The organism is Catenuloplanes sp. NPDC051500, assembly GCF_044454585.1.
In the GTDB taxonomy this organism is placed as follows: Bacteria; Actinomycetota; Actinomycetes; order Mycobacteriales; family Micromonosporaceae; genus Catenuloplanes.
Genome location: NZ_JBITDX010000004.1, coordinates 444851 through 470351, shown reverse-complemented (window position 1 = coordinate 470351; position 25501 = coordinate 444851). Strand labels below are relative to the sequence as shown.

General features: G+C 70.6%; 24 protein-coding genes. 12 read left to right on the top strand and 12 right to left on the bottom strand.

All coding sequences use genetic code 11. From position 1 onward, the window contains the following. Window positions 1-129 precede the first annotated feature (129 nt). Window positions 130-489 carry a hypothetical protein gene (locus tag ACIA8K_RS11440; protein ID WP_396057658.1) on the top strand — a complete coding sequence of 120 codons (360 nt, stop codon included), beginning with the start codon at window positions 130-132 and terminating at the stop codon, window positions 487-489. Here the strand turns inward: ACIA8K_RS11440 and ACIA8K_RS11435 are convergent. The 3 genes from ACIA8K_RS11435 to ACIA8K_RS11425 form a co-directional block, all read right to left on the bottom strand. Further along, complete coding sequence (locus ACIA8K_RS11435; protein ID WP_396057515.1) at window positions 486-953, bottom strand: ribose-5-phosphate isomerase; 468 nt, start codon at window positions 951-953, stop codon at window positions 486-488. The genes ACIA8K_RS11440 and ACIA8K_RS11435 overlap by 4 nt on opposite strands. Before the next feature lie 77 nt (window positions 954-1030). Beyond that, a complete protein-coding gene (locus ACIA8K_RS11430; RefSeq protein WP_396057513.1) occupies window positions 1031-2218 on the bottom strand; it encodes a DUF1015 family protein in 1188 nt (395 codons plus the stop codon). Window positions 2219-2303: 85 nt separating this feature from the next. Then, window positions 2304-2471, bottom strand: a complete 168-nt coding sequence (locus ACIA8K_RS11425) for a hypothetical protein (RefSeq protein WP_396057511.1) — start codon at window positions 2469-2471, stop codon at window positions 2304-2306. Between the two features lie 364 nt (window positions 2472-2835). On the opposite strand from ACIA8K_RS11425, the gene pepN reads away from it, so the two are divergent. Next, the gene (gene pepN / locus ACIA8K_RS11420) at window positions 2836-5361 is read left to right on the top strand and encodes an aminopeptidase N (protein ID WP_396057656.1); all 2526 of its coding nucleotides are present in this window, start codon (window positions 2836-2838) and stop codon (window positions 5359-5361) included. 989 nt (window positions 5362-6350) lie between these two features. Here pepN and ACIA8K_RS11415 read toward each other — a convergent pair. Together ACIA8K_RS11415 and ACIA8K_RS11410 are read right to left on the bottom strand one after the other, a co-directional pair. Beyond that, a complete protein-coding gene (locus ACIA8K_RS11415) occupies window positions 6351-6773 on the bottom strand; it encodes a DUF5130 family protein (RefSeq protein ID WP_396057654.1) in 423 nt (140 codons plus the stop codon). Window positions 6774-6780: 7 nt separating this feature from the next. After that, window positions 6781-7050 carry a hypothetical protein gene (locus ACIA8K_RS11410; protein ID WP_396057509.1) on the bottom strand — a complete coding sequence of 90 codons (270 nt, stop codon included), beginning with the start codon at window positions 7048-7050 and terminating at the stop codon, window positions 6781-6783. Window positions 7051-7246: 196 nt separating this feature from the next. Here ACIA8K_RS11410 and ACIA8K_RS11405 point away from each other — a divergent pair, with 196 nt between their 5' ends. Together ACIA8K_RS11405 and ACIA8K_RS11400 are read left to right on the top strand one after the other, a co-directional pair. Further along, window positions 7247-7735, top strand: coding sequence for a hypothetical protein (locus ACIA8K_RS11405; protein WP_396057507.1), 489 nt, complete (start codon window positions 7247-7249; stop codon window positions 7733-7735). Between the two features lie 3 nt (window positions 7736-7738). Beyond that, a complete protein-coding gene (locus ACIA8K_RS11400) occupies window positions 7739-8491 on the top strand; it encodes a class F sortase (RefSeq protein WP_396057505.1) in 753 nt (250 codons plus the stop codon). Here the strand turns inward: ACIA8K_RS11400 and ACIA8K_RS11395 are convergent. Beyond that, a complete protein-coding gene (locus ACIA8K_RS11395; protein ID WP_396057503.1) occupies window positions 8488-9033 on the bottom strand; it encodes an HNH endonuclease in 546 nt (181 codons plus the stop codon). The two genes, ACIA8K_RS11400 and ACIA8K_RS11395, sit on opposite strands and share 4 nt — an antisense overlap. A 276-nt stretch (window positions 9034-9309) precedes the next feature. On the opposite strand from ACIA8K_RS11395, the gene ACIA8K_RS11390 reads away from it, so the two are divergent. The 4 genes from ACIA8K_RS11390 (at window position 9310) to ACIA8K_RS11375 (ending at window position 13899) form a co-directional block, all read left to right on the top strand. Further along, complete coding sequence (locus ACIA8K_RS11390; RefSeq protein WP_396057501.1) at window positions 9310-10374, top strand: mechanosensitive ion channel family protein; 1065 nt, start codon at window positions 9310-9312, stop codon at window positions 10372-10374. 203 nt (window positions 10375-10577) lie between these two features. Continuing rightward, on the top strand, window positions 10578-11852 hold the full coding sequence (locus tag ACIA8K_RS11385; protein WP_396057499.1) for an MFS transporter: 1275 nt from the start codon (window positions 10578-10580) through the stop codon (window positions 11850-11852). Between the two features lie 298 nt (window positions 11853-12150). Continuing rightward, window positions 12151-12540 (top strand): globin, encoded by a 390-nt coding sequence (locus tag ACIA8K_RS11380; protein WP_396057497.1) that lies wholly within the window; start codon window positions 12151-12153, stop codon window positions 12538-12540. A gap of 102 nt (window positions 12541-12642) precedes the next feature. Continuing rightward, the gene (locus ACIA8K_RS11375) at window positions 12643-13899 is read left to right on the top strand and encodes a PKD domain containing protein (protein WP_396057495.1); all 1257 of its coding nucleotides are present in this window, start codon (window positions 12643-12645) and stop codon (window positions 13897-13899) included. Window positions 13900-14311: 412 nt separating this feature from the next. On the opposite strand, the gene ACIA8K_RS11370 is transcribed toward ACIA8K_RS11375, so the two are convergent. From ACIA8K_RS11370 to ettA, 4 genes are all read right to left on the bottom strand, one after another. After that, entirely contained in the window at window positions 14312-14890 is a 579-nt protein-coding gene (locus ACIA8K_RS11370) for a YbjN domain-containing protein (protein ID WP_396057493.1), read from the bottom strand. A 131-nt stretch (window positions 14891-15021) separates the two neighbouring features. Continuing rightward, entirely contained in the window at window positions 15022-15693 is a 672-nt protein-coding gene (locus ACIA8K_RS11365; RefSeq protein ID WP_396057652.1) for a hypothetical protein, read from the bottom strand. An 8-nt stretch (window positions 15694-15701) separates the two neighbouring features. Next, complete coding sequence (locus tag ACIA8K_RS11360; RefSeq protein WP_396057650.1) at window positions 15702-16121, bottom strand: acyl-CoA thioesterase; 420 nt, start codon at window positions 16119-16121, stop codon at window positions 15702-15704. Window positions 16122-16223: 102 nt separating this feature from the next. After that, on the bottom strand, window positions 16224-17900 hold the full coding sequence (gene ettA, locus ACIA8K_RS11355) for an energy-dependent translational throttle protein EttA (protein WP_396057491.1): 1677 nt from the start codon (window positions 17898-17900) through the stop codon (window positions 16224-16226). Between the two features lie 183 nt (window positions 17901-18083). On the opposite strand from ettA, the gene ACIA8K_RS11350 reads away from it, so the two are divergent. The 4 genes from ACIA8K_RS11350 (at window position 18084) to otsB (ending at window position 22915) form a co-directional block, all read left to right on the top strand. After that, window positions 18084-18359 (top strand): hypothetical protein, encoded by a 276-nt coding sequence (locus tag ACIA8K_RS11350; protein ID WP_396057489.1) that lies wholly within the window; start codon window positions 18084-18086, stop codon window positions 18357-18359. Beyond that, a complete protein-coding gene (locus ACIA8K_RS11345) occupies window positions 18356-18757 on the top strand; it encodes a hypothetical protein (RefSeq protein WP_396057486.1) in 402 nt (133 codons plus the stop codon). The genes ACIA8K_RS11350 and ACIA8K_RS11345 overlap by 4 nt, the downstream gene beginning before the upstream one ends. A 160-nt stretch (window positions 18758-18917) precedes the next feature. Then, window positions 18918-20312, top strand: a complete 1395-nt coding sequence (locus tag ACIA8K_RS11340) for a trehalose-6-phosphate synthase (protein WP_396057484.1) — start codon at window positions 18918-18920, stop codon at window positions 20310-20312. After that, on the top strand, window positions 20309-22915 hold the full coding sequence (gene otsB / locus ACIA8K_RS11335) for a trehalose-phosphatase (protein ID WP_396057482.1): 2607 nt from the start codon (window positions 20309-20311) through the stop codon (window positions 22913-22915). The genes ACIA8K_RS11340 and otsB overlap by 4 nt, the downstream gene beginning before the upstream one ends. A gap of 151 nt (window positions 22916-23066) precedes the next feature. On the opposite strand, the gene cobA is transcribed toward otsB, so the two are convergent. Together cobA and ACIA8K_RS11325 are read right to left on the bottom strand one after the other, a co-directional pair. Next, window positions 23067-24326 carry a uroporphyrinogen-III C-methyltransferase gene (gene cobA / locus ACIA8K_RS11330; RefSeq protein ID WP_396057480.1) on the bottom strand — a complete coding sequence of 420 codons (1260 nt, stop codon included), beginning with the start codon at window positions 24324-24326 and terminating at the stop codon, window positions 23067-23069. After that, window positions 24323-25453: a nicotinate-nucleotide--dimethylbenzimidazole phosphoribosyltransferase gene (locus ACIA8K_RS11325; RefSeq protein WP_396057648.1), complete on the bottom strand. Its 1131-nt coding sequence runs from the start codon at window positions 25451-25453 to the stop codon at window positions 24323-24325. The genes cobA and ACIA8K_RS11325 overlap by 4 nt, the downstream gene beginning before the upstream one ends. Between the last annotated feature and the right edge of the window lie 48 nt (window positions 25454-25501).

The following is a 25501-nucleotide window of genomic DNA, read 5'->3' as shown; positions in this document are numbered from 1 at the left end:
GTTCCCACGCCCGCGTCTGTTCCCACGGCCGCGTCTGTTCCCACGGCCACGCCTGTTCCCACGGCCACGCCTGTCCCCCGCCCCGGCCCGCCCGGGACGGGTCCTCGACCGGCCGCCAGGCCCACGGACGTGCCCAGGCCGGCGCCGGGCCCGTCACCTGTAGCGCCGGCCCCGAGGCCCGCACCGAAACCGCAGCCGCCGATCGCCGAGACCGCACCCGTGCACGACCCCGAGGAGACCGCGCCCGAGGCTGCCGCGCCCCGTACCCGCGAAAGGGTCTCGGTGGAGGAGCGGGAGACCGAGCGCGGCCTGCGTGGCCTGGTCGGCTCCGGCTCGTCGCAGGTGAGTGTGCGGGCCGCGATGCGGGCCCGGGACGCGTCCCGTCCGACTGATGAGGACATGGCGGAGGCCCAGGAGCGACTGTTGATCGTGCGCCGCAACTGGGTCCCCCGCGAAGAGCTTCCGGCCCGCGGTGGGCCGGCCCGTTAGGGCAGGTCCGGCAGGACGCCGGACTCCTCGTACGCCGCGACCTGCGCGATCCGCCGCGCGTGCCGCTCGTTGCCGGAGAACGGCGTGGTCAGGAACGCCTCGACGATCGCGGTGGCCTCGTCGAGCGTGTGCTGCCGGGCGCCGATGCCGACCAGGTTGGCGTCGTTGTGCTCGCGGGTCAGGCGGGCGGTCTCGGTGTTCCAGGCCAGGCCCACGCGGGTGCCCCGGACCTTGTTCGCGGCGATCTGCTCGCCGTTGCCGGACCCGCCGATGACGATGCCCAGGCTGCCCGGATCAGCGACCACCTTGGCGGCCGTGTGCAGGCAGTACGCCGGGTAGTCGTCCTCCGGATCGAAGACGTGCGGGCCAACGTCCGTCACCTCGTACCCCTGCTTCGACAGGTAGTTGACGAGGTGCACCTTCAGCTCGTAGCCGGCGTGGTCGGCTCCCAGATAAACGCGCATAACGCGCAGTCTGTCAGCCCGCCGGTGCGGCCGTGGCGGCGGCCGCCAAGTTGAGCGCGCCGCCACGGTCTCAGCTGCTAGATCTCCGCGACGACGAGGCCGCCGCGCGCCTTGGGCGTGAACCAGGTGCTCTTGCGGGGCATCTTCTGGCGGGCCAGGTTGACCGCGACGAACTCGTCCACGGTGACCGGCGCGATCAGCACGGCCAGGTCCGCGTGGCCCGCGTCGACCTGGTCGCGGAGCCACTCGGCCGGGTAGTCGCCGCCGACGTAGACGATGCGCTTGTCGCCGGCGTCCAGGCCGAGCACGTCGCCGACAAGCGCCCGCTCGACGAGCGCGTGGTCCATCGCGTCGACCAGGTTCGCGGAGTTCTCCACCGGAAGCTTGACGCTGTAGGTCTCACCGGCCAGGTAGAGCTGGATGGTGCCACCGGCCGGCGGAACGGACGGGCCGCCGGAGACCGGCTCGGGCTGCATGCCTGCCGCGCGCAGCCGGTCGCCCAGCTCGGTGGCGCCGATCGACAGCTTGATCAGCCGGTTGTACGGCGCGATGACAAGCGACCGCGGCGTGGTGATCACGGCGAGGAAGCGCGGGTAACCGGCGGTCTGCGCGGCGAGGCTGCGGTGATTGCCGTCCGCGACGACCAGCTCACCGCCGCCGGCCAGCGCGCACAGCTCGTCGCCACCCGGCACGGCCCAGATCGCGTGGGTACGCCCGGCGCCGTCCACGTCCGTGGCGTGCGGCTCGCCCGCGGCCTCGACCGCGCGCTCAAGCGCCTCGTGCAGCGCCTCGCCGGTGCCGGTCTGCAGCAGCAGCACCGGGGAGAGCAGGTTGCCGATCGTGGTGGCCAGCGCCACCCGCTCGCGGACCTTCTCGATAAAGACGTCCTCGTTGCGGATGACCAGGCCGGGCTCCTCCGGGCTGGTCGAGATCTGATCCGTGTCGACCATGCAGTACATCCCGTAGGCGGCGTTGCCACCGTCCGGGTCCGCGATCCGGTAGAGAACGATCACCTGCTCGGCGGGGGTGTAACTGCCGGCCGACTTCGCCTCCGCAAGCCGCTCGGCGGCGACGGTCAGGGAGTCGGCGAAGGAGCGGCCAAGCGTTTCGGGCGCGAGGTGCGGCATCTCGACGGCGAGAGCGCTGCGCGGGTTGCCGGCGATGATTGCGGTGATCTCGGCGTCGTCCGCGAACTCGTCATAGTTCTGCGCGCCGGTACCGCCGGTCGTGATCCAGGCCCGGTTGATCGGGTGCACGATCGTCATGTGCACCCACGGTACCGACGTATTCCACACATCAGCTGCGCACCCCAGAACGGTTCCAGGCGGTGGTACGGGTAATCTCCCGAGATCAGTTCGCGGTGATCGGAACCGCGCCGACGACCACGACCGGCGCCAGCATCGCGGCGTCCTCCTCGGAGAGACCCGGGCACACGCTCGCCCAGCTGTCCTCGCTGACGGCCCAGTAACCGCTCTCGTCCACATCGTCGTTACTGAGGGTCATGGTCTGCTGATCCATAGTCACTCCTTTGACGGGGATCGGACGCTCTTACCAGGCATAACGCAGAGACGCCGCTTTTCGCAACGACACCGTCGGTGACCGGTCACGCCGATGCCCCAATGATGGGCCATTCCCGGTTGCCTAACGGTTGCCGACAGAAGAGTTAACGGGTTGCTGACGTTCGCAAAATAAAACCTCACCGTGGGTACGCGTCACCCGCCGAAATTCGGACGCGCGCCACAACCCGGACGTAACCCCCGGGCGCGCCGGACCAGCCCACCCGCGATCACCGTCGACGTGAAACACTTACTGCGGACTTTTCCGCCCCACCGGCGCCCGGCCGTGCGGGCAGGGCACCGGATGGAGAGTGATCGTGGCCGGAGTGCGCAATCTCACCCAGGTCGAGGCGGCCGAGCGTGCCCGCGTGCTCGATGTGACCTCGTACGACATCGGTCTCGACCTGACGGGCGACACCTCGTTCCGGTCGACCACCACAGTCGAGTTCACCTCTCGCGAGCCCGGCGCCACCACGTTCATCGAGGTGGCGGCCGAGCGCCTGCACGCGGTCACGCTGAACGGCGCACCGGTCGACACGTCCACGTGGTCCGCCGAGCGCGGGCTCACGCTGGCCGGTCTGGCCGAGACGAACACGCTTGTGGTCGAGGCCGAGTTCCCGTTCTCGCACAGCGGCCAGGGCCTGCACCGCAGCGTCGACCCGGTGGACAAGGAGGCGTACCTCTACAGCCAGTTCGAGACCGCTGACGCGCAGCGGGTCTACGCCTGCTTCGACCAGCCCGACCTGAAGAGCGTCTACACCTGGCACGCCACGGTGCCGGCCCACTGGCGCGTGGTGTCGAACATGCCCGTCGACCGCGACGAGCCGGCCGGCGACGGCGTGAAGACGATCCACTTCCAGCAGTCGGCGCGGATGAGCACGTACATCACGGCGCTCTGCGCGGGACCGTTCCACGAGGTGCAGTTCACCCACGACGGCATCGGCATGGGCTACTTCTGCCGGGCCAGCATGGCGCCGTACTTCGACGTCGACGACCTGCACAAGGTCACCGTGCAGGGCTTCGACTTCTTCCACGAGCAGTTCGGCATCCGCTACCCGCTGCCCAAGTACGACCAGGTGTGGGTGCCCGAGTTCAACGCCGGCGCGATGGAGAACTTCGGCTGTGTCGTGCACGCCGAGGACCACTACATCTTCCGCTCGCAGGTCACCGACTTCGAGTACGAGCAGCGTGCCAACACGATCCTGCACGAGCTGGCCCACATGTGGTTCGGCGACCTGGTCACCATGCGCTGGTGGAACGACCTCTGGCTGAACGAGTCGTTCGCCGAGTGGGCCAGCCACTGGTGCAACGCGGAGGCCACCCGGTTCAGCGACGCGTGGACCACGTTCCTGTCCGTCCGCAAGAACTGGGGCTACCGCCAGGACCAGCTCTCCTCCACCCACCCGGTCTACTGCGAGATGCCGGACCTGGAGGCCGTCGAGGTCAACTTCGACGGCATCACGTACGCCAAGGGTGCCAGCGTCATCAAGCAGCTCGTGGCGTACGTCGGCCTGGACCCGTTCCTGGCCGGCCTGCGCTCCTACTTCCAGGCGCACGCGTGGGGCAACGCCACCTTCGACGACCTGCTCTCCGAGCTGGAGGCGTCGTCCGGCCGGGAGCTGCGCAAGTTCGCCGCCCAGTGGCTGGAGACCGCACAGGTCAACACGCTCCGCCCGGAGGTGACGCTCGCCGAGGACGGCACCTACGCCTCCGTCTCGGTGCTGCAGGAGGCGCCGGCCGACTACCCGACGCTGCGCACCCACCACATCGGCGTCGGCCTCTACGACATCCGCGACGGCAAGCTCAGCCGCCGGCAGATCGTCGAGGTCGACATCGCGGGCGAGCGCACCGAGCTGGCCGCGCTCACCGGCCTGCCCGCCGCGGACGTGCTGCTGCTCAACGACGACGACCACAGCTACGCCAAGTTGCGCCTGGACGAGCGCTCGATGGCAACCGTCGTCGACCACATCAGCGGCCTGGACTCGTCGCTGGCCCGCGCACTGGTCTGGGCCGCCGCCTGGGACATGGTCCGCGACGCCGAGCTGGCCACCCGTGACTACATCGCGCTCGTCGCCTCCGGCCTGCCGAACGAGCAGGACATCAACCTGATCACGGCCACGCTCCGGCAGGCTGCCACCGCGATCGCGTCGTACGCGGACCCGGCCTGGGCGCCGGCCGGCTGGGCGCTGCTCTCCAAGACCGCGGCCGACGCGCTCGCGGTCGCCGAGCCCGGCAGCGGCTTCCAGCTCGCCTGGGCCCGCGCCTACGCCTCCGCGTCCCGGTCCGACGCTGACCTGGCCGTGCTGCGCGGCTGGCTCACCGGCCAGAACGTACCGGCCGGCCTCACCGTCGACACCGAGCTGCGCTGGAGCCTGCTCCAGACGCTCGTCGCCAAGGGCGCCGCCACCGCCGAGGAGATCGACACGGAGCTGGCCGGCGACCGGACCGCCGGCGGCGAGCGCGAGGCCGCCCTGGCCCGCGCGCTGATGCCGACGACCGAGTCCAAGGCCCGCGTCTGGTCCGAGCTCACCGCCCCCGAGGCCCTGCCGAACTGGCGCAATCGCGCGCTGCTCCAAGGCTTCCAGCACCCCGCTCAGGCCGCGCTGACCGCGCCCTACGCGGAGCGCTTCTTCGCCGAGGCCGCCACCGTGTGGGCCGGCCGGGACAGCGAGTCCGCCCAGGACTTCGCGCTCTTCGCCTACCCCTCCTATCAGGTCACCGAGGCCACCGTCGCCGCCACCGAGTCGTGGCTGGCCGCCGGTGGCCAGCCCGCAGGCCTCCGCCGCCTGGTCGCCGAGGGCCGCGACGGCGTCGTCCGCGCCATCGCCGCCCGCACGAAGGACCGCGGCTAGCCTTTCCGTCCGCAAGCGCCCCACCGGCTCTCGCAGTCGGTGGGGCGCTTTTTCATGCCCGCTCCTGTGCCAGTACATAAGTCGCACATCGGCGGTACAAAGTCGTTTTGTACCTGTTTTGTGCCGCTTTTGTAGTGGGTTGAAACGGCGTTGGTACTAGACCAATTTGTCCGGTCCAGCACAAAATCGACGTTGTACTTTTCACCCGGTTCCGGTGAGCAAAACTCGCCTCGCCTGCTAGAAGCACCTGGCCAGAAGTCTTGTCACTGGCCCCGGCGCGTCTGCCATCGGGTCGAGCAGCCTTGACCGGTAGTCGTGGACGAGTTGACCGGCGCTGCACTTCCGGGTGCCCGCCTCGGAACCGAAGCGGCTGACGCATTCCTACTGCCGGCAGGCCGGCTCAGCGCCGTCGGCAGGGCTGGCCGGTGGTGGGCTGGGCAGGGCTGATTCACGGCGAGGACTCCGTCGTGTCCGGCGGGTCTCGGCGGCACCTGGACATCACCTGGGCCGCGCCTCCGCTCGCCACGATCCCCACACACGGCCTAGCGCGATCTCCGAAACATCGGCATAGAAAATCCGAGTGAGGTCCCCGACCTGACAGACCCGTGCCCCTCCGGGCCAAAACGGAATCACCGGCGGCATCAAGCGCAATCGCGCGACTACTGAGTACAGCAAAAGGGCTCGGCCACGCTCGTCAGCACCATCACCGCCAGCCGCGCAGACCGCGCCGGCCAACGATGCGAGTCAGGTCAGACGTCGCGGCCGGAGTGAGGCGCGGGGTGTGGCCGGTGCTCGGCGAGGCTGAAGCCCGCGGGAGCGTGCGGGCCGCGACCACCCACAGAGTGGGAAGACGGCGTTATGCCCTTGGTTTCAGAGCTGCGGAAATCGCGACCGGCGGAAAGAGAGGCCTTAGCGGCGAAAGCCGCAAGTAACGCGAAAGGCCGGCCCCACCTCGGGACCGGCCTTCACGCAGAGCGACGAACAGGGAGTCAGGCGCGGCCGGCGTGGGTCGCCAGCTGGTCGAGGCCGTGGATCACGCCGCCGGCCAGGTCGCCGCCGGCGAAGGCGGCGGCCATCGAGAGACAGGCGAGCTTGACGTCGCGGTCCGGGATGCGGCGGCGGACGTCGGCGCCGGTGACGACCTCGAGGACGCGCTGGTTCGGCGAGAACGCGATCAGGACGGAACGGTCCGGGTCGGCGAGCTGGCCGTGCAGCTTCTCGGCGGCGGCGCGCTGGGGCTCGGCCAGGTCGCCGGCGTAGACGCTGAACGTCAGGCCGGTCTCGCGGTCGGCGATGCGCAGCGCCTCGTCGATGTGGAGCAGCTGGCGGGTGGAGAACGGGCCGTCGAGCACGTCGCCCTGAGGCTCGTTCGCCGCGGAGACCTCGCCACCGGGGTGGTCGAGGTGGGTCAGGGGCTCGTCACCAGCGGTCACTTGCGCCTCCCGTGGGTCCGTGCGGGTTCGCGGGCGGGTCGCCCGCGGAGCCGGCGATGTCAGAGGCGGAGATCGCGAGGCGTCCGGCCAGCTGACCGGGCGACGAGAGGAACCAGACCGGGGTGAACTCGAACGGCCGGCCGGGCCGGTACCGCTTCTCCTTGCGGCGGTTTCCGGGCAGCGTCAGTGCTGCCAGGACTCCGATGACCGCGAGCGGCACAACGACGAAGACGAGCGCGACTTCTAGTGGATCCACGGTGAACGCCCCCAACGTGGCAAGACACTCGGTGTCTGGGCGGTCTGATAGGTGCTGATGCTTCTTTCACGGTAGCGGAACCAGGGTCCCCGCAGATCATCGGGGCGTACTCCGGCGCAATGAGTCCGTCTCGCGAAATTTCCGCCGTGGCGTGCGAAAATCAACGACAGGCATTCCCCCATCCGATGGGAGGACCATGCGCAGATTCGTCGCGGTGCTCGCGCTGACAGCGGCCGCGCTGGTGATCACCCCCGGCGCCGCGTCGGCCAGGGCCGACATGTTCGTCGAGGTCAACCCGAGCACGATTGCGGCCGGCGGCACGGTCAGCATCCGGGCCAGCTGTGCGGGGAACGTCGCCGAGGCCGTCGTGCGCTCGGACGCGTTCGGCGAGGTGCGGGTGAAGCCGGAGTACGGCTTCCTGACCGGGTCCGCCGACGTGGGCGCCGATGTCCGCGCGGACGACTACCGGGTCGAGCTGACCTGCACGGGTGGTGGCCGCGCGCTGGGCACGCTCAGGGTGGTGGCGGACTCCCGGCCCTCGCAGGGCCCGGCGACCGGGCTCGGCGGCACTGCCGGCAGGGATCCGGATGCGGGCGCGCTGGCGCTGCTCGGCGGCGGCGTGACGGCGCTGCTCGCGGGCGGGGCGCTGGCCGTGCTGTGGCTACGCCGCCGGCGGCTGGGTTAGACAGTGGCCGGGCACCGCTATTCGCCGCTGGCCCGGCATGCGGGCGTGCGCTTCCCCCCGTCCGGTCCGGCCGGCCGTCACCGCGCGCCGGAAATCCCACAACCGCCACAATCCGCCGGGGGTACGCCGTACCCCCGCGATGTTCGTGGTCCTGGCGGCGCGGTCGGTCTGCTTGCGGTGGCGCTGCTTGTGGTGGGCCTGTTCGCGGCGAGCGCCGGGCTGGGGCAGCTGACCGATGTACGGCTGCCACGCCTGTTCGACAGGCCTGGTGCGGCGCCGCCACGCGCGTTCGCGGTCCTGGAGCCGAGCCGGCCGACCCGGGTGGCGATTCCGGCGATCCGGGTGGAGGCGCCGGTCCGCCAGGTGGGTCTGGCCGCGGACGGCTCGATCGACGTGCCGCCGCCCACCGAGCACGACGTGACCGGCTGGTACGAGGACGGCCCGACGCCCGGCGAGTTCGGCTCCGCGGTGATCGTGGGGCATGTGGACGACTACTCCGGGCCGTCCGTCTTCTACCGGCTGCGGGATCTGCGCGAGGGCGACACGATAGAGGTCACGCGGGAGGACCGGGAGACCGCCGTGTTCGAGGTGGACTCGGTGGAGCTGTTCGACCGGGCGCGCCTTCCGGCCGACCGCGTCTACGCCGACTTCACCCGCCCCTACCTGCGCCTCATCACGTGCGGCGGGCAGTGGGCGGGTGACGGCTACCGGGACAACGTGGTGGTTTTCGCGACGCTTACCGGCGCGAAGCGCTAGGCGGCCGCCTCCGCGTCCGGCATCGGGATGTCCAGCCAGTCGGCCCAGCGCGGGTCCGGCAGGCGGTGGCCGAGCACGCGCCAGGCCTGACCCTTGGGCGCGGTGGGCGCGCCGCCGTGCAGCCGCCAGCCCAGCTCGGCCGGCGTCTTGTCGCTCTTGGTGTGGTTGCACTTGGCGCACGCGGCGACCACGTTCTCCCACGCGTGCATGCCGCCGCGGCTGCGCGGGAACACGTGGTCGATGGTCTGTGCGGGCCCACGGCAGTAGGCACAGCGCCAGCCGTCCCGCGCGAAGATGGCGCGCCGGGAGAGGCCGATGTGAGTGCGGTACGGCACACGCACGTAGCGTGTGAGACGAATCACGGACGGTACCGGGATCTCGTTGCGGGCCGAGTGGAGCATGCCGTCCCCGTCGGTGACCAGGGCGGCCTTGTCCGTGAGCACCAGGATCGCGGCTCGACGCACTGAGACGACGCACAGCGGCTCGTAGGTCACGTTGAGCACCAACGCTCCGGAGCCCACCGTGGGTCGTATGTCAGGCATCGTGGTCACCCTTCTGGTCGGTTCTCGGCACTCCTCGTCGTGTTCCACCTGGGTCGGGCCGCACGTCACCATCCGGCCCCACGCTGGCGGATCACCAACGTCCGTGCGCCAATAGTCCCTGATAGGTGGCGGAATTGCACGTACTAATCGGGCCCGCGCCGTGAAGCTTTGGTGTCCCGTGCGAAGATGCCCGGTTCGATACCGCAGCCCGTGACCCCGCCAACGGAACACACAGGGCGATGCGATACCAACGTTCTGACACCCGTCTTCGAGCATGTGGAGCCCGGTCCCACCGTGATAGCAGCACCGACACCCAGTCCGTCCCCGTCCGACCTCGTGCCGTCCATCGAGGCCAGCTGCGAGACCGACCGGCTCTGTAAGCAACTGATCGACCTCGGCGTGAACGGCTGGCTGGCCGAGGGCGGCTACTGGGTGATCATCAAGCCGCTGCGGATCCTGGCGATCATCGCGATCGCCGCGCTGATCCGCTACCTGATCGTCCGCACGATCACCAAGCTGGTCAGCACCACGTCCAACACGGCCATGCCGTCGATCCTGAAGCCGCTGCACGAGAAGGTGCCGACCGCGCTGCTGGACGCGACAGCGGTCTTCCCGGAGCGGCGGCGGCAGCGGGCCGAGGCGATCGGCTCGGTGCTGCGCAGTTTCGTCACCGCGATCGTGATGGGCATCGCCACGCTGATGGTCCTGGCCGAGCTGGGCTTCAACCTCGCGCCGCTGCTGGCAAGCGCCGGCATCGTCGGCGTGGCGCTCGGCTTCGGCGCGCAGAGCCTGGTTAAGGACGTGCTGGCCGGCCTGTTCATGCTGATCGAGGACCAGTACGGCGTGGGCGACACGGTCGACCTGGGCGAGGCGATCGGCGTGGTCGAGTCCGTCGGGCTGCGCGTCACCACCGTGCGCGACGGCCGCGGCGTGCTCTGGTACATCCGCAACGGCGAGGTCATCCGGGTCGGCAACAAGTCCCAGGGCTGGGCGATGGTCGTGATCGACATGCCGATCGGCTTCGTGAACAGCGAAGAGGCCACGGCCGTGCTGCGCGAGGCGGCCGCGGCCGTGGCGGCGGACCCGGAGCTGGCCACCGGCCTGCTTGAGGCGCCGGACGTGATCGGCGTGGAGCAGGTCACCGTGGACGGCGCGGTCATCCGCACCGTCGCGAAGACCACCTCGGACGCGCAGCTCACCGTCTCGCGGGAGCTGCGGCGCCGGCTGACCGAGGCGCTGGAGAACTCCGGGATCGCGGATCGGATCGCGGCGGGCCGGCATTTCCCCAGGCCAGGGGCGCCGGGCGGGGGCCCGGAGGCGAGCCGGGGCGGCGCGACCTGACCCGAGCTCCATTGATGGACGGCATAAAGACATCCGCCGATCACCCTAGCCACAACTCAGACGATCGGGCAGAATTCATTCATCTGAATTCTCGGGAGCGGCGTCGCCCGGACCATCTACGGCCCGGATCATCTACGGCTCAGCGCCCCGAGAAGCGTCGTGGGGAGCAGCGTCCGTGAGGGACCGGTCTTGGGGGTCGTCCGGTGATCGCGGCTGACCAGGATCGACCCGCCACATACCGTGAGGTCTTCTCGCACGCGGAGTTCCGCGTGGTCTACGGTGCGGTCGCGCTCTCCAATCTCGCCGACCCGATCGCCAAGGCCGTCATCACGCTCGTGGTGTTCGAGCGGACCGGGTCGGTGGCGCTCTCCGCGCTGGCGTTCGCGGTCAGTTTCCTGCCCTGGCTGATCGGCGGCCCGCTGCTCAGCCAGTTCGCGGACCGCTATCCGTACCGGACGGTCATGGGCGTCACCCTCGCATTCCGGGCGTCGCTGTTCCTGGTCGCCGCGCTCTTCCACTGGCCTGGCGCGGTGCTCGCCGCGGTGCTGTTCCTGAGCACGCTCGCGGCCGCGCCGGAGCAGGCCGCCCGGTCCGCGCTGCTGCCCCGCATCCTGCCGCGCGACCGGCTCGTCGTCGGCCTCTCCCTGGTCGGTGGGCTGAACCAGATCACCCAGGTCGTGGGGTACGTGGCCGGCGCCGGCCTGGCCGCGATCAACGTGCAGCTCGTGCTGCTGCTCACCGCCGGGCTCTACACCGGCGCCGCCGCGATCGTGCTGATCGGGCTGCGCGGCTGGTCCGGCACCGGCGCGGCGCAGCGTCGCGGGCCGCGTGGCATGAGCCAGGGCTTCGCGCTGGTCTTCGGGCGGGTGGAGCTGCGGTCGATCGCGATCCTGGTGTTCTGCGCGATGTTCTTCGTGGCGATGCCCGAGGGCCTCGCCGCGGCCTGGGCCGACGACCTGTCCACAGGCGACGAGCGCGGGCTGATCCAGGGCGTCATCATGGCGGCGCCGCCCGTCGGTTTCATCGCCGGCAGCCTGATCGTGGGCCGCTTGATCCGGCCCTCCCGGCGGCGCGCACTGATCCGCCCGTTCGCGATCGCGGCGCCGCTGACGCTCGTCCCCGCCGTGCTGGAGCCGTCGGTGCCGGTGATCCTGGTCATGGTGGCGGCCTGCGGTTTCGCGGTCGGCGGCGTACTCCCGGTGGCGCAGGGCCTGTTCGCGGTCGTCGTGCCGGACGGTCTCCGCGCCCGCGCGTACGGCGTGATGCAGACCGGCGTGACGCTCATGCAGGCCTGCGGCGTCGGCCTGACCGGCCTGCTGGCCGAGCGCTTCCCCCTCCCCGGCGTCATCAGCTCCTGGAGCCTCACCGGCGCCCTGGTGATGGTCATCGTCAGCCTCGGCTGGCCCACCCCCGACCGCTTCGAGGCCGCCATCGCCGCCGCCACCCCCGAGAAGTCCCCCGAGCCCGGCCACGTCTAGCCCCAGGCCCCCTGGAAGTTCCCCCGACCCGCGATTCCGGACCGCCCCGTGAGGCGCGCATGGTCGAGGACCATCGGTTCTTTCAGATACGCCGCCGCCTACCGGACCCACTCGCTCCTAGTCTGCAGTTTCTCCGGACCCGTCGCTTGCGTGACCACGTCGTGAGGCGCGGACGACCGAGGAACGTCGGTGTCAGTCAGACACGCTCTTCGTCTGCCTGACACCGCCGTCCGCAGGCCGTGGCGCCGAGCCCGGAGGAGCGAAGCGACGACCATAAGCAGAGTGGCAGGATTGACCGGTGGCTAGCGATGAAGAGACGAGCTTCTTTGAGGCGGTCGGCGGAGAGCCGACCTTCCGGAAGCTGGTGGACAAGTTCTATGAGGGTGTGGCGACCGACCCGCTGCTCCGGCCGATGTACCCGGAGGGTGATCTCGGTCCGGCTTCGGACCGCATGCGCCTGTTCCTCATGCAGTACTGGGGCGGTCCGACGACGTACTCGGACGAGCGCGGCCACCCTCGGCTGCGCATGCGGCACGCCCCGTTCGTGGTGGACGCGGCGGCGCGGGACGCGTGGCTGACGCACATGCGTGCGGCTGTCGACTCGATCGGCTTGGAACCGGAGCGGAAGGAGCAGCTCTGGCAGTACCTGGAGCGGGCCGCCTACTTCATGGTCAACTCGATGGACTAGGTGCGGTCGGCCGATCGGCTGGTTTGCTGCCAAAACGCACTTCCGGGCTGATACCGCCTCGTTGATCGGGTGTCTCCACCCGCCCTTCGAGAGGTACCCCACATGCGACGCCGTCTGCTCGCCGCGATCGCCCTGGGCGCGTTCACCGTGGCCGCCGGCATGATGCCAGCCAGCGCGGACCAGGCCCAGCCCGCCGTGGTCTCCGCGAACCCGGTCGACTACACCCCGCACATCAAGGACGGCACGGTCTGGTCCGCGGTGGTGGTGGGTGACACCGCTGTGGTGAGCGGCAATTTCACCTCGGTGACGGACGCGTCGGGGCGCCGGGCGTACCCGCGGCGGCACATCTTCGCGTTCGGCCTGCGTGACGGCGCGGTCCGGGACTTCGCGCCGGAGGTCGACGGCCCGGTCTACGCGGTCACGGCCGGCGCGGACGGCAGCGTCTACCTCGGCGGCGCGTTCAAGACCGTCAACGGCGCGGCGACCCGCGGACTGGGCAAGGTCTCGCTCGCCACCGGACGTACCGTGGCCGGTTTCAAGGCTTCGATCAACTGGGGTGACGTGCGGACGCTCGGCCTGGCCGGCGGGCGGCTCTACGCGGGCGGCACATTCTCCGCGATCAACGGCGTGCCGCGGACGGCGCTGGCCCGGATGAGCCCGGCCACCGGCGCGGTCGACCAGGGCTTCGACGCCAAGCTTTCCGCACCGGGCAAGGACCGGACCCGGGTGGAGCATTTCGACATCTCGCCGGACGGCCGGAAGATGGTCGCGGTCGGTGTGATCGGAAAGGCCGGCGTGAAGGACCGCACGCAGCTGGTCATGCTCGACGTGGCGGGCGCGTCCGCTGTGGTCAGCGACTGGTACACGGACTCGTTCAAGCCGGCGTGCCGCGACGGCTTCCAGACCTACATGCGCCAGGTGAAATTCTCGCCGGACGGCAGCTACTTCGTGGTCGTGACCACCGGCCGGGAGAACTCCCGCCAGAAGCTCTGCGACACCGCCAGCCGCTGGGAGACCGGTGGGACCGGCCGGCACCTGCCCAGCTGGCGCAACCACACCGGCGGCGACTCGCTCTACGCGGTCGCGGTGACCGGCAGCGCGGTCTACGTCGGCGGCCACCAGCGCTGGATGAACAACCCGGACGGCCACGAGTCGGCCGGCCCCGGCGCCGTCAAGCGCGAGGGCATCGCCGCCCTCGACACCCGCACCGGCCGCGCCCTGCCCTTCAACCCCGGCCGTGACCGCGGCGTCGGCGTCCGCTCCTTCGTCTCCACCCCCGCAGGCCTACTCGTCGGCTCCGACACCACCCGCATCGGCGGCGAGTTCCACGGCCGCATCGCCCTCCTCCCCCGCCCCTGACCCCCGCCGCCCTCTTCGAGAAAACCCCAAAGCGAAAGAACAGGTGCCCACTCAGTGGTCGGTCCGGCCCGCACGCTCCCGCGGGCCCAAGCCCCGCCGTGGCCAGGAACCCCAGGACTCCAAGACCCTAATCCCAGTCTCCTAGCTACGACGGCCGTGACATGGCGGACCGTTTCGCCGGCCACGTCGCGAGGCACAGACGCCCGAGAAGTCGGTTCTCTCAGATACGCCGCTTACCGGACCCACTCGCTCTTCGTCTGCAGTTTCTCCGGACCCGTCGCTTGCGTGACCACGTCGTGAGGCGCGGACGACCGAGGAACGTCGGTGTCAGTCAGACACGCTCTTCGTCTGCCTGACACCGCCGTCCGCAGGCCGTGGCGCCGAGCCCGGAGGAGCGAAGCGACGACCATAGTTACAGCAGCGCCCCTTCGTCGTGGAGCCAGTCGACGAAGGAGGTGGCGACAGCGGCGCCGCAGTCGAGCATCTCGACCAGGAGTGCGTCGTGGGCGCCGGAGCCGAGCGGGACCTGCAGCTCCGCGTAGATCGGGAGCTGGCCGCGCTCGGTGGGGTCGCCGACGTAGGCCTTGCAGAAGCGCCGGGTGTGGTTCCATTCGTTGACCACGCGGTAGGCGCGGTCGGCCCAGTCCGGCGGAACGGTGGAGTGCGGGCGGGCGCGCATGACGAGGATCTCGTCCTCGGGGCCCTCAAGCGTGAACAGCACCGCGTGCCGCTCCCACATGGCGAGCAGGCTGCCGTCGCCGTCGGCGAGATAGCGGATGTCCAGGATGTCGAGGGCGTCACCGACGCGGCGCAATGTGACGGGCGCGACCGCGGGTGGCAGCTCGACTGTTGGGATGGTTCTTTCCGGCTCTCGCTGGGCCGGCGGGGTTACCACCCCGGCCGGCCGTACAGCGCGGTCCGTCGACGTTCCACCTCGGGACTCCGGCTCGCCGTCACCGGCGTGACCGGGGCGCCATGTCCACCACGGCATCGCTTGCGCACCTCACTCCCCAGCGGATCCGGCCGCCTACGTTGCGTGGGACCCGAGGCCCGACGCTACCCGGATCGTCGCCTGAGGTCATCCCCCCAACGCCCGCACAAAACCAAACGGACCATCCGACATCAGCCGAACGGATGAGGAGTGGCCGGTCGCAGGCCGAGCTGACTCACGGCCGGTTGCCAGGCCGCGCCGTATGGTGCGGCCAATCCGACCCAGCGCCCGGCCTGCCAAACGTGCACATCGGACGGATCGGACACTTCGGATGACGGCCGTCCACCAAGGAAGCCCATGCGCGTAACACCCTGGACAAGACGTTGAGATATTTCGATACGCTCCGTGCTGTCCGTTATGACCACGATCGCCACATGATCGAGCAGCGCGTCGCGAAGCGCCCGCTCCCCCACCGGCTGCCCGCCGACGCCGTTGACTGTCGCGTCGCGAAGCGTCCCGGCCGCGGCCGCGGCCACCCGGCGCAGCTCCTCCACCGGCAGCTTCTCCACCGAGCGGGCGCCGTCCGGCGGCAGGCCCCAGCGCCAGTCCGAGTCCCGGCGCACTGGCAGCGAGCGACCGCCGCGGGCCAGCTGGGTGAGCAGGTCCGCCGCGGAGACCGTGGCATCGCCCGGGCCCTCGCCGTCGACCGAGCGGGTCACCAGCACGTTCCACGGGAGCATCGCCCAAAGGTCGGTGCGGCCGCCGTGCGAGCGCAGGCGCACCACCGCGGCCGGGTCCAGCCGGGTCAGCCGTACCAGGAACGCTCCGGCATCCTGCGCGCCTGTCACACCGTGGCTCGCCACCGGCGCGGTCACGACCCGGCGCCGTTCACCGCAGGCACCGGCAGGTACCGGCCGAGGAAGTCGCGCTCGTCCGGCCGCATCCGGCGCGGGCGCTGCGCGGCCAGGTCGAACAGCACGCACACGGTACGCGCGCGGCTGGCCAGCCGGTCACCGTCGAACAGCTCGTAGACCACTGTGAACTGCGCGCCGCGGATGTTCTCGATCCACAGCTCGATCCGCACGTGCGGCGGCGGGGGCGGCTCGGTGGACGCGTCCGTGCGGTAGACCACCGGACGCAGGTAGTCGATCTCGTGGCGGGAGATGACCACGCCCTCGTCGACAAGGGACGGGCCGCCGCGCTCCTTGGCCAGGGCGTAGATCAGCGCGACCCGGGCCTCCTCGTAGAGCGTCAGGAAGCGCGTGTTGTTGACGTGGCCGTACGAGTCCATGTCCGACCAGCGGAGCGCGCAGTGATGGACGAAGCGCACGCGGTGCCCCCGTTCTATGGAAGAGGGCGCCCGGCAACCGCCGGGCGCCCTCGACGGGCGGTCTCAGTCGCGGGTCAGCTTGCGGTAGGTCACCGCGTGCGGACGGGCGGCGTCGGCGCCGAGCCGGTCGACCTTGTTCTTCTCGTAGGCGTCGAAGTTCCCCTCGAACCAGAACCACTTCGCCGAGTCCTCGTCGTCGCCCTCCCAGGCGAGGATGTGGGTGGCGACGCGGTCCAGGAACATCCGGTCGTGGGAGATGACCACGGCGCAGCCGGGGAACTCCAGAAGCGCGTTCTCCAGGCTGGAGAGCGTCTCGACGTCCAGGTCGTTCGTCGGCTCGTCCAGCAGGATCACGTTGCCGCCGATCTTCAGCGTCAGCGCGAGGTTCAGCCGGTTGCGCTCACCGCCGGAAAGGATCTTGGTGGCCTTCTGCTGGTCCGGGCCCTTGAAGCCGAAGGCGGCCACGTAGGCGCGGGACGGCATCTCGACCTTGCCGACCATCATGTGGTCCAGGCCGTCGGAGACGACCTCCCAGAGCGTCTTGTCGCCGTCCAGGCCGGACCTGTTCTGGTCGACGTAGGAGAGCTTGACCGTCTCGCCGATCTTCACGGCGCCGTCGTCCGGCTGCTCCAGCCCGACGATCGTCTTGAACAGCGTGGTCTTGCCGACGCCGTTCGGGCCGATGATGCCGACGATGCCGTTGCGCGGCAGCGAGAACGACAGGTTGTCGATCAGCGTACGACCGTCGAAGCCCTTCTTCAGGCCGTTGACCTCGATCACCGTGTTGCCCAGGCGCGGGCCCGGCGGGATCTGGATCTCCTCGAAGTCGAGCTTGCGGGTCTTCTCCGCCTCGGCGGCCATCTCCTCGTAACGGTCCAGGCGGGAGCGCGACTTGGTCTGGCGGGCCTTCGCGTTGGAGCGGACCCACTCCAGCTCCTCGGACAGACGCTTGCGCATCTTCGCGTCCTTGCGGCCCTCGATCGACAGACGCGCGGCCTTCTTCTCCAGGTAGGTGGAGTAGTTGCCCTCGTAGCCGATCGCGCGGCCGCGGTCCAGCTCCAGGATCCAGCCGGCCACGTTGTCCAGGAAGTACCGGTCGTGGGTGATGGCCAGGACGGTGCCGGCGTACTTCGCCAGGTGCTGCTCCAGCCACTGCACGCTCTCCGCGTCCAGGTGGTTGGTGGGCTCGTCGAGCAGCAGCAGGTCGGGCGCCTCGAGCAGCAGCTTGCACAGCGCGACGCGGCGGCGCTCACCACCGGAGAGCTGGGTGACGTCCGCGTCCGGCGGCGGGCAGCGCAGCGCGTCCATCGCGAGCTGGAGCTGGGCGTCGATGTCCCACGCGTCCGCGTGGTCCAGCTCCTCCTGGAGCTTGCCCATCTCCTCCATCAGCTCGTCGGTGTAGTTCGTCGCCATCTCCTCGGCGATCGCGTTGAACCGGGCGAGCTTCTCCTTGGTCCCCGCGACCGCCTCCTCGATGTTGCCGAGGACGGTCTTGGAGTCGTTCAGCGGCGGCTCCTGCGCCAGCATGCCGACAGTGAAGCCGGGCATCAGGCGGGCCTCGCCGTTGCTGGGCCGGTCGAGCCCGGCCATGATCTTCAGCAGGCTGGACTTACCGGCGCCGTTGGGGCCGACCACACCGATCTTGGCACCGGGCAGGAAGCTCAGCGTCACGTTGTCGAGCACGACCTTGTCGCCGTGCGCCTTACGCGCCTTTTCCAGGACGTAGATGTACTGGGCCACGGTGCGCCCTACCTCCGAGTCTGTGGTGAATATCCGGCGGGTCAGTCATCCGGCGGGGCCGGGCCGGCATCTGCCAGAGGGCAGCGAACAACACAGTCAATCCTGACAGGTCGGCCACCAGGCGTGCGCACCCCCCTGCATCCCTGTTGCCAAACCCCGGTATGACCACCTACCCTCACCGGTATGACCAAGAAACTGACCGTAAGCATGCCCGATGACATCGCCGACCGGCTGGCCCGGGAGACGAACGTGTCAGCCTTCGTTGCGATGGCGATCCGCCGCCAGATGGACCGTGAGCGCACGATCGAGCTGCTCGGCCAGGCCGGCTACGAGCTGACCGTCGGCCACGCCGAGGCCGGCTTCGGCAGGCTGCACGACGCGCAGCGGCAGATGACTGTCGATCTCCGCCGCCAGGCCGACGACCTGCTGGCCGGTGCGCGCCGCGGCGAGCTGCCGTGACCCACTCCTCCCCCGTGGTGGCCGCGGTCCTGGACACCAGCGCGGTCACCGCCTACATGGGGGGCGAGTCGATCGAGGTGGGCAGCCTGCTCGCCGGGGCCGCGCTGCGCTCCCAGTGGGCGGTCGTGCCGGCGCTCTGCCTGGCCGCCGCCTACCGCGACGCGACGCCCGAGCAGGCGCTCCGCCTCGACATCCTGATGAACCTGCCTGCGGCGCTTGTCACCCCCGTCGTGCCGGACGATGCTCCGGTGCTTGGCGGCTGGAGCCGGGTGGTGGAGGAGCCCGACCTGGCACACGCACTACTGGAGGCCGCGTCCCGGCATGCGCCGCTGGTCACGGCCCATCGGGACATCGCCACCCGGATCCTGCCGAAGGAGTGGCCGATCATCGAGCTCTGAGCCGTACCGCGTGAAAGGGTGTTGATGTTGGTCTTGTCACCTGAGCGTTTCGACTACCTCACTGTGTGGCATTCCACGGTTTGACCGGCGACACCAGCTGTAAACGACCGAACAGTAGGCTCTGCGCCGGGACCCGCAATACACCGGAGGTGTACGGAACGTGGCCGAGCGTAGTTCCTTCGTCGTCGTCGCCAACCGCTTGCCCGTGGACGAGGTGACCACCCCGGAGGGGCGCCAGTGGCGGCCAAGCCCCGGCGGACTGGTCACCGCGCTTCACCCTGTGCTCGTCCGCGAGCGCGGCACCTGGATCGGCTGGGCCGGTGGCACCGGCGATGCACCCGATCCCTTCGAACTCGAGGGCATAAACATCCACCCCGTGCCGCTGAGCGCGCAGGAGCTGGAGCGCTACTACGAGGGCCAGTCGAACGCGACCATCTGGCCGCTCTATCACGACGCGGTCGAGACGCCGGCCTACAAGCGGAGCTGGCGCGAGACCTACCGGACCGTCAACCAGCGGTTCGCCGAGGCCGCGGCCGAGGTGGCGGCGGAGGGCGCGGTCGTCTGGGTGCAGGACTATCAGCTGCAGCTGGTCCCGGCCATGCTGCGCGAGCTGCGCCCGGACCTGAAGATCGGCTTCTTCCTGCACATCCCGTTCCCGCCGATCGAGCTGTTCATGCAGATGCCGTTCCGCACCGAGATCCTGCGGGGTCTGCTCGGCGCGGACCTGATCGGCTTCCAGCAGCGGCTCGCCGCACAGAACTTCGTCCGCCTCGCCCGGCACCTGCTCGGCCTGCGCTACGAGGGCCAGATGATCCAGGTCGACGGCCGCCAGGTGAAGGCCGGCGCGTTCCCGATCTCGATCGACACGGCCGAGATGGAGCGGCTGGCCGCCGACCCGGCGATCCAGGCCCGTGCCAAGGAGATCCGCGGCGAGCTGGGAAACCCCAAGACGATCATCCTGGGCGTGGACCGGCTGGACTACACCAAGGGCATCGAGCTGCGGCTCAAGGCCTTCCGCGAACTGCTCGCTGACGGAAAGCTGACAGTTCCGGAAGCGGTCATGGTGCAGGTCGCCACGCCCAGCCGTGAGCGAGTGGAGCACTACCAGGCGTTGCGGGTCAAGGTTGAACGCGAGGTCGGGCGGATCAACGGCGAGTTCGGGCGGGTGGGCGTCCCCGCCGTGCACTATCTGCACCAGTCGTACAGTCGCACCGAGTTGGCCGCGCTCTACGCCGCGGCCGACGTCATGATGGTGACCCCACTGCGAGACGGAATGAATCTGGTGGCCAAGGAGTACGTCGCATCGCGCGCCGACACCGGTGGCGCGTTGGTGCTCAGCGAGTTCGCGGGTGCCGCGACCGAGCTGCGTCAAGCGTTTCTGTGCAACCCACACGACCCCGAGGGCGTCAAGGAGGTACTGCTGCGCGCCACCCACATCGAGCCTGCCGAGGCCCGTCGCCGGATGCGCGTCATGCAGCGCCACCTGCGTACCCATGATGTCGAGCACTGGGCTCGCTCGTTCCTGAACGAGCTCGGCGTTCCGGAGGCGGCGTGACATCTCCGCTCGACCTCGACCTTCGGGGCGCACACATCGACCCGGAGCTGCGCGCCGCCATCGGCCGCATCGCCCGGGTCCCGAATCTACTCGTCGCCTGCGACTACGACGGCACGCTCGCCCCGATCGTGGAGGACCACTCCCGGGCCGTGCCGCTGCCGGAGTCGGTCGCAGCGATCCGCGCGCTCGCCGCGCTGCCGCAGACCACAGTGGCGGTCGTGTCCGGCCGCGCGCTGCGCGACCTGGCGACGCTCTCCCGGCTGCCAAGCGAGGTCCACCTCGTCGGAAGCCACGGCTCCGAGTTCGACGTCGGCTTCCTGGAGCGGCTCGACCCCGAGCTGATCGAGGTGCGCACGCGCCTGCAGATGGAGATCCGCGGCATCGTCGGCGGACGCGCCGGCGTGCGCCTGGAGGCCAAGCCGGCAAGCATCGCGGTGCACTACCGCGGCGCCGAGCCGATCGTGGCCCGCCAGGTCGTCGACGCGATCGAGGCCGGACCGGCCAGCTGGCCCGGCGTCTACGTCAAGCGCGGCAAGGAGGTGCTGGAGCTCTCCGTCGTCACGACGCACAAGGGCACCGCAATCGACCAGTTGCGCAGCCAGCTCTCCGCAAGCGCGGTCCTCTACATCGGCGACGACGTCACCGACGAGGACGCGTTCGGCACGCTGCACGGGCCGGACGTCGGCATCAAGATCGGCGGCGGCGACACCAAGGCCGGCTTCCGGGTCAGCGAGCCGATCGAGGCCGCGCGCCTGCTCGCGCTGGTCCTGCAGACGCGGCGCAACTGGCTCTTCGGCGAGCATGCGGTGCCGATCGAGCGGCACTCCATGCTGTCCAACCGGCGTACCGTCGCGTTGATCACGCCGGAGGCGAAGCTCACCTGGCTCTGCCACCCGCGGCCGGACGCGTCCGCGATCTTCGCGGATCTGCTCGGCGGCAACCCGGCCGGCTTCTTCTCGGTCGCGCCGGAACGCGGCGGCATCCCGCTCGGCCAGCGCTACCGGCCCGGCACCATGACCGTCGAGACCCGCTGGTCCGGGCTGACCGTCACGGACTGGCTGGACACCAGCGTGCACGAGGACGAGACCAGCGAGTTGACTGTCGCAACCGCCGACTCGACGCTCATCCGGGTGCTCTCCGGCCACGGCCGGGTGCGGCTCGAGTTCGCGCCGCGCCCCGAGTTCGGCCAGGTCGCGGTGCAGCTCCAGCCGACCGGTGACGGCCTGCTGGTGCTCGGCTCCAACGAGCCTGTCGCGCTCTACTCCCCCGGCGTCACCTGGGAGGTCGAGTCCGACGGCGACCGGGACACCGCACGCGCGCTTGTCGACCTGACCGCGGCCGGCGGCGAGGTGTCGCTTGAACTGCGGTTCGGTTCGCACGACCTCGGCCACAGCGGAATCGGCGCGAAGACCCGCCAGGAGAACGCGGAACGCCCGTGGCGTGAGTGGGCAGCCGGCCTGAAGCTGCCCACCGTCGCGCGGGACCTGGTGCTGCGCAGCGCGCTCACCATGCGCGGCCTCACCCACGAGGCCACCGGCGCGATCCTGGCCGCGGCGACCACCTCCCTGCCCGAGGAGGTCGGCGGCGTCCGCAACTGGGACTACCGCTACTGCTGGCTTCGCGACGCCGCGATGACCGCCCGCGCCCTGGTCGACCTGGGCTCGCTCACCGAGGCCGAGGCGTACCTGCGCTGGGTCGACGGGTGCGTCGAGCGCAGCGGCGGCCACCCCGAAAGGCTTCACCCCCTTTACACAATCGAGGGGTACGAGCTGGGCGCCGAAGCGGTGATCGACACCCTTCCCGGGTACGCCGGTTCCCGCCCGGTGCGCGTCGGCAACCTCGCCAACCACCAGCTCCAGCTGGACATCTTCGGCCCGGTCGCGGACCTGATCGCGGCCGTCGCCGACGCGCGCGGTTCCGTCCGCGACGAGGAGTGGGGCCTGCTGGAGTCAATGGTCCAGGCCGTCGAACGCCGCTGGCACGAGCCCGACCACGGCATCTGGGAGGCCCGGCTCGCGCCGCGCCACCACGTGTTCTCCAAGGTCATGTGCTGGATGACCGTCGACCGCGCGGTAAAAATGGTCGAGCGGCACGGCAACGGCCGGTCCTTCACGGACTGGGCGGAGCTGCGCGACAAGATCGGCGCCGACGTGCTCGAACACGGCTGGCACGAGGGCGTCGGGGCCTATTCGGTCGCGTACGGCGACGAGGACATGGACGCGTCGTCGCTCTGGATCGGCCTCTCCGGCCTGCTTCCCGACGACGACCCACGCTTCCTGGCCACCGTGCTGAAGATCGAGGCCGATCTGCGGTCCGGACCGGTCGTCTACCGCTACCGCTGGGACGACGGCCTCCCCGGCCGCGAGGGCGGCTTCCACATCTGCACGGCCTGGCTCATCGAGGCCTACCTCCGCACCGGCCGACGCGCCGACGCCGAGGAACTCTTCACGCAGATGCTTGACACCGCGGGCCCGACCGGCCTGCTGCCCGAACAGTACGACCCGATGGCCGAACGCGGCCTCGGCAACCACCCGCAGGCCTACAGCCACCTCGGCCTGGTCCGCTGCGCCCTCCTCCTCAACAACGTCCTCACCCCGGCCTGAGCGCCGTTTAACCGTTTCACGCGTGTCACCGGTCGCCGCGGTTCTCCCGCGGCGACCGGTTTTTCATCCGCCGGCATCATTCCGCCGAGATACGCGTCAGCCGGCACGGAGGCCATGCCGGCCGACGGATCATGCGCGGAAGGGCACGTGCTTAAGGGATCGGCACCGCGCTGAGTGCGTTGACCACGTCGCCGACGACCACGATCGCGGGTGGGCGGAGGCCGGCCGCCGCGGTCTTCTCGACGACGTCGCCGAGGGTGGCGCGTACCACCCGCTGTTCGCCGGTGGTGCCCTCCTGGACGACGGCCGCGGGCGTCTCCGCGGGCCGGCCGTTGGCAAGCAGGGTGGCCGCGATCTTCGGCAGGTTCTTCAGGCCCATCAGGATCACCACGGTGCCGCGCATGCCGGCAAGCGACGGCCAGTCGACAAGCGAACTCGGGTCGTCCGGAGCGACGTGGCCGGAAACCACTGTGAACTCGTGCGCGACGCCGCGGTGGGTCACCGGGATGCCGGCCACGGCGGCTGCGGCGATCGAGCTGGTCACGCCCGGGACGACGGTGACCGGGATGCCGGCTTCGGCGCAGGCGATCGCCTCTTCGCCGCCGCGCCCGAAGACGTACGGGTCGCCGCCCTTGAGCCGTACCACGAACGCGCCCGCGCGGGCCCGGTCCACGATGATCCGGTTGATCTCCTCCTGCGCCTTCGACGGGCCATAGGGGATCTTGGAGGCGTCGACGAGTTCCACCTCGGGGCGCAGCTCGTCGAGGAGCAGGCCGGGCACCAGGCGATCCGCGACCACCACGTCCGCGGCCGCGAGCAGCCGCCGGCCCTTGACCGTGATCAGCTCGGGGTCGCCGGGACCGGCCCCGACCAGCACCACCCGGCCCGGCGCGGCCGGCACCTGGGGTGCGGCGCCACTGAAGCCGGCCGGCGCGTCCGGCACGTGGCAGCCGGGCAGCGTGCCATCGGAGAGCCCGTCCCGGATCGCGTCGCGGACCACCTGCGCGCGATGCGGGTCGCCGCCGGCGGTGACGGCCACGGTGAGCGGGCCGTGCCGGGTGACGGCAGGCGTCCAGGCGGTGGCCGCGTCCCGGTCGTCGGCGCGGACGCAGAAGACGCGGCGTTCCAGCGCGGCCGCGCTGACCTCGGCCGCGGCGTCGTCGTCGTCGATCGCGACCTGCACAAGCCAGGCCTCATCGACGTCCACCGGCTGGAAACGGCGGGCGACCCAAGTGAGCCGGCCCGCGTCGACAAGCGATTGAAGTGCGGGCGTGAGTTCCGGGGAGACGAGCAGCACCCGGGCGCCCACGGACAACAGCGCAGGGACCCGGCGGGTGGCGACCGCGCCGCCACCGACGACGAGGACCTTGCGGTCGGTCAGGCGCAGCGCGAGGGGATAGAGTTCGGTCACTTCTCGGACACTCCGGCGGAGTCGAAGGTGGCGACCTCGTGCAGCACGCGGACGGCGCCGGAGACGATCGGCAGCGCGAGCACCGCGCCGGTGCCTTCGCCGAGTCGCATCCCGAGGTCGATGAGGGGTTCGAGGCCGAGGTGGGCGAGCGCCGCGGTGGCGCCGGGCTCGACCGACCGGTGTCCGGCGATCAGCGCGCCGGTCACGCGGGGGTGCAGGGCCGCCGCGATCAACGCGCCGGCGGCGGCGTTCACACCATCGACCACCAGGGGTACGCGGTGCGCTGCCGCCCCGAGAATGAACCCGGCGATCGCCGCATGCTCCAGGCCGCCGACCTCCGCAACCACGCGCAGCACATCCGCCACAGTGGGCCGCACATCTGACACGGCGGGCCGCACATCCGCTACAGCGGGCTGCCCGTCTGCCACGGCGGGCCGCACATCCGCGCCCGCGTGCGGCGCGTTCGCCTCCGTGCGAAGCACGCCCGCCTCCGTGCTTGCCGACAGGCGGCGCAGTGCGGCCCGTACCACCGCGATCTTGCGCTCGAAGGTCTGGTCGTCGATGCCTGTGCCACGGCCGGTGACCGAGGCCGGGTCCCGTCCGGTCAGCGCCGCGATCAGCGCGGCGGCCGGCGTGGTGTTCGCGATGCCCATGTCGCCGGCAACCAGGATCTTCGCGCCGCCGTCGATCAGCTGCGTCGCGGTCCGGAGGCCGGTCTCGATCGCAGCTCGCGCCTCGGCCTCGGTCATCGCCGGTCCGGTCGCGAGGTCCGCGGTGCCGGGCCGGATCTTGGCGGAGATCAGGCCGGGCGCGGGATCGAGGGTGGTGGCGATGCCGACGTCGACCACGTGCACGCCGGCGCCGGTCTCCCGCGCGAATGCGTTGATCACGGCGCCGCCGGCCAGGAAGTTCGCCACCATCTGCACGGTGACCTCCTGCGGCCACGGCGTGACGCCCTGGGCGTGGACGCCGTGGTCACCGGCGAAGATCGCGACCGCGGCCGGAGTGGGCAGCGGCGGCGGGCAGGTGCGGGCGAGCCCGGCGAGCCGGACGGACAGGTCTTCAAGCGTGCCGAGCGAGCCGGCGGGCTTGGTCAGGCGTCCGTGCAGCGACCGGGCGGCCGCCATGGCCTCCTCATCCAGCGCCGGGATGTCCAGCGCGGCGAGCGTGTCCCG

Excerpts from the sequence above, each read along its gene's own strand:
- ACIA8K_RS11405 (WP_396057507.1), top strand. The coding sequence starts at position 7,247 with ATGCGCAGATTCGTCGCGGTGCTCGCGCTGACAGCGGCCGCGCTGGTG.
- ACIA8K_RS11425 (WP_396057511.1), bottom strand. The coding sequence starts at position 2,471 with ATGGATCAGCAGACCATGACCCTCAGTAACGACGATGTGGACGAGAGC.
- ACIA8K_RS11350 (WP_396057489.1), top strand. The coding sequence starts at position 18,084 with ATGACCAAGAAACTGACCGTAAGCATGCCCGATGACATCGCCGACCGG.
- ACIA8K_RS11435 (WP_396057515.1), bottom strand. The coding sequence starts at position 953 with ATGCGCGTTTATCTGGGAGCCGACCACGCCGGCTACGAGCTGAAGGTG.
- ACIA8K_RS11325 (WP_396057648.1), bottom strand. The coding sequence starts at position 25,453 with ATGGCGGCCGCCCGGTCGCTGCACGGACGCCTGACCAAGCCCGCCGGC.
- ACIA8K_RS11375 (WP_396057495.1), top strand. The coding sequence starts at position 12,643 with ATGCGACGCCGTCTGCTCGCCGCGATCGCCCTGGGCGCGTTCACCGTG.
- ACIA8K_RS11395 (WP_396057503.1), bottom strand. The coding sequence starts at position 9,033 with ATGCCTGACATACGACCCACGGTGGGCTCCGGAGCGTTGGTGCTCAAC.
- ACIA8K_RS11370 (WP_396057493.1), bottom strand. The coding sequence starts at position 14,890 with ATGCCGTGGTGGACATGGCGCCCCGGTCACGCCGGTGACGGCGAGCCG.
- ACIA8K_RS11360 (WP_396057650.1), bottom strand. The coding sequence starts at position 16,121 with ATGGACTCGTACGGCCACGTCAACAACACGCGCTTCCTGACGCTCTAC.
- ACIA8K_RS11430 (WP_396057513.1), bottom strand. The coding sequence starts at position 2,218 with ATGACGATCGTGCACCCGATCAACCGGGCCTGGATCACGACCGGCGGT.